Source organism: Microbacterium sp. H6 (assembly GCF_003314775.1).
In the GTDB taxonomy this organism is placed as follows: domain Bacteria; phylum Actinomycetota; class Actinomycetes; order Actinomycetales; family Microbacteriaceae; genus Microbacterium; species Microbacterium oxydans.
The window spans coordinates 1-3476 of record NZ_QOAY01000252.1 but is presented as its reverse complement, the minus strand read 5'-3'; the positions used below and the strand labels follow the sequence as shown (position 1 = coordinate 3476).

Genomic DNA, 3476 nt, shown 5'->3' with positions numbered 1-3476 from the left:
TCACCGATCTGGCGGTTGCTCAGGCCTTCGGCGATGAGCTCGAGCACCTGCCGCTCCCTCGCGGTGAGCGGGTCGGTGCTCGACGCTGACACCGCGTCTCCCCTCAACCCCGCGTCTGTGGCGAACCGGGAGACGGCGGACTGGAGCTGAGCGTTGCCGAGAGACTCCGCGAGGGCTTCAGCCTCGGCGAGCACAGCGCCCGCAGCGATCCGGTCTCCTTCGCGGACCAGCACGCGTGCCTGCTCCAGACGGAGAACGGCGCGGAAGATCACCGGCACGTCCTCCCCCTCCGCGCACCGCAGCGCCTCGGCGAGAGCGTCAGGGTGCGGGCCGAGGAGGGCGTCGAGGATCGTCTCCCATGCGTCGTCCTGCAGCTGCGCCGGTTGGCTGGACCACGCGGCACGGATCGCGGTGGACGCCCCCGAGACGTCGACTCCTGCCGCCCGCAGCTCGGCGATGATCGCGCCTCCCTCCAGCAGCAGACGACGCTGGTGCAGCAGCGCCGGCTCATCGTTCTCCAGCATCTCGAGGATGGTGTCGAGCGCCCCGCGGAGGTCTCCTCGACTCTCGGCGACGGCGACGATCATCATCACGCGGTCGTACCAGATCTGCCTTTCGGAGACGCCCGTCTCCTCGAACGCGGGAAGCCAGGCCTGCAGGAGCTCTGCGGCCTCCGCCGACCGCCCGCGCCACGCCAGCACCCGCACGCGCGTCATGCTCATGTACATGCGGAACACGCGCAGAGTCCCCTGCACGAAGTCCCGCGACAGCATCTCCTCGACCCGGTCGATCTCGCCGAGCTCGAGCAGGGGGACGACCATGTTCTGCGCCATGATCGACCCCGAGGTGCGTTCGACCCTGAGTTCGCGAGCGCGCCGCAGCCCCTCCTCTGCGACCTCGACGGCCTCTCGGTAGCGCCCCAACAGCGTGAGCAGGTCGGAGTAGTTCACCCGATAGCGCATCTCGGCGTTGGAACCCGTCGCGAGCTCACGCGCACGCTCGTACTCGCGCACGCCTTCGTCGATGCGACCCAGGTGCGCCAGCGAACCTCCGCGCACGTTCGCGGCGATCGACAGCTGATCCGTGGATTCGGCTCCGGCCGCCCCGCGCTCGGCTTCGTCAGCGAGCCGGATCGCCTCCTCACGATCGCCCGCGATCATCCGGCGGCTCGCCAGCTGGTTGAGCAGCTCCGCCCGGAACACCTCATCGCCGATCCGCTCGTCGGCGATCGAGAGAGCCTGCTGCAGCAGCGGGATGGCTCCGAGGCGCCCGAGGTTGACGAGATACAGCGCCTTGTTGCGGAGGAGGCGAGCGTGCAGCCGCGGATCGACCGTCTCCGGGTCGACCTCGGCGAGCGCGACGTTGGCCACGGCGAGCGCCCGTTCACCATCACCCGCATTGCGCAGGATGGAGCCGAGCACCAGCAGCAGCTCGAGACGCTCGATGCGGGCCGCGTCTGCGGCGTCGGGCACGAGCGGCCAGAGCTCCAGGGCCAGCTCGCCGAAACGGGCGGCACTCGCGAACGCGTACTGTCCCTTCGCGTGACGCATCGCGTCGGCGGCGGCGACCAGGGCCCTCCGATCGTCCTGCGCCAGCTGCCAGTGGTACGCGAGCGCGGCGGCATCGCTGGAATCGGACCCGGCGCACTGCGCTTCGAGCGCCTCGGCGTATGCGCGGTGCAGTCGCGCCCGCTCGCCGGGGAGCAGGTCGTCGTGCACGGCTTCGCGCAGCAGAGCGTGCCGGAAACGGTAGTCGTCGTCGCCGACAACGAGGATGCCGCTGCGGGTCGCCTCGCGGATCGCTTCGTCGAGCCGCTGCTCCGGCAGCTCGACCAGGCTCGTGATGAGCGGATGCGAGAGCGGGCGTTCCGCACCGGAGACGACCTGCACGACGTGGCGCGCGTCGTCGCCGAGGCGATCGAAACGAGCCAGCAGCAGATCACGAAGGCCATCGGGGAGCGGGCCGTTCGAACATCCGGCGATCTCCTCGATGAAGAAGGGCACGCCCTCGGCCCGCTCCTGCATACGGTCGAGCGCACTCGCGGTGAGCGCACGGCCGGTGATCTGCTCGGCCAGCTCCCGCACGGCGGTCTCGTCGAGGCGGCCCAGAGTGAGGCGCTCGAGCAGCCGGGCTCTGGTGGCCTCGCCGATGAAGCGGCTCACGGCATCGCCACGACGCACGTCGTCGGTGCGGCAGGTGAGAAGCAGCAGGATGCGGCCGCGGCTGAGGGCCCGCAGCAGGAAGGAGAGGATGGCGAGAGTGGACTCGTCCGCCCAGTGCAGGTCTTCGACCACGAGCACCTGAGGGGCACGTTCGGCAGCCGCTTCGATGAGTGAGGCGATGGCGTCGCGCAGACGCTCGGGGCTGGTGCGATCGCGGTCGGTCGGGGAATCGACGAGCTCGGGGAGCAGCATGCCGAGAGCCTCGACACCCACACCCACCGACTCTCGCACCCGGTCGACACCCATGCGCAGCACGATCGAGCGGAGGATTCCGGTGAGGGGACCGTACGGCGTGCGCGAAGCGCCGAGGTCGAGGCACCACCCCACGTGCACGTCGGCGGTCGGTGCGATCTCGGTGGCGTACTCCCGCAGCAGCCGTGACTTGCCGATACCCGCCTCGCCCTCGACGAGCAAGGCTGCGGGGATGCCGTCGCGCACCCCCGCGAACGATCGACGCACCTCTGCCAGCTCGGCCTCACGGCCGACCATCGCAGCGCTCGACGCGAAAGGGGGCATGGACTCATCGTCCCACCCCCGACCGACATTCGGGTCCGTCGGATGTGCGCTGTGCGCGATGGTTCTGCTCACTGCGCGTGCGCCGCCGCTGCCGTGTCGCACGCGGCCGTGACCCGCGCCTTCCCCGGCGCCGTCGCTGCCGAGTCGCCCGTAGAGCGACCGAACGCGTGGCGAAGCATCCGTCGGATCGCTCCTTCCGGCCGCGGCACGATCTGGTCGGCGTGCTCGATCAGGGAGAGGCGCCTCGCAGCGGCGCGCTCCATCTGCTCCTGGTCATGCCTGGTGAGCTGCTGGTGGAGATAGGGGTGCTCGAACATGGGGTTCTCCTCGACGGTTCGCTGTATCCCTACACTCCGCTCTGAGGTACCCCCGGTACATCGGACAGATGCCCTATCTTTCGCCCGGCCCCGCGCCCGCCCGCATCAGCCGCAGACGCCCGGATGGTCGAGACCCGGCCGGCACCAGGATCGCGAGCACACGCACGAGTGTCGCCATCCACAGCAGCCCGAGTCCGACGACGATCGCCTCGACCGCAGTGGTGGAGTACACGCCGAAGGGCACCCACAGGACCAGCGCGATCACGACCAGCAGACCCACACCGACCGAGGTGATCGACAGCGCGCGAGGATGTCCAGGGACCCTCGCGACCGTGGTGGCAGCGGCCGCGGCGAACAGCACGAGCGCGCCGAGAGCCGCGATGTCGTGCGGAACCGGCACGCGGTGCAGCGGCAGCAGCCC

General features: G+C 70.2%; 2 protein-coding genes and 1 pseudogene. All 3 read right to left on the bottom strand.

From position 1 onward, the window contains the following. Positions 1–2738 (bottom strand): AAA family ATPase (locus DSP71_RS15900; protein ID WP_181800755.1); only part of this gene is annotated, 2738 nt, incomplete at its 3' end. A gap of 68 nt (positions 2739–2806) precedes the next feature. After that, positions 2807–3055 carry a hypothetical protein gene (locus tag DSP71_RS15895; protein ID WP_058632021.1) on the bottom strand — a complete coding sequence of 83 codons (249 nt, stop codon included), beginning with the start codon at positions 3053–3055 and terminating at the stop codon, positions 2807–2809. A 73-nt stretch (positions 3056–3128) separates the two neighbouring features. Then, positions 3129–3476, bottom strand: a pseudogene (locus DSP71_RS15890) (hypothetical protein); the annotation flags it as partial.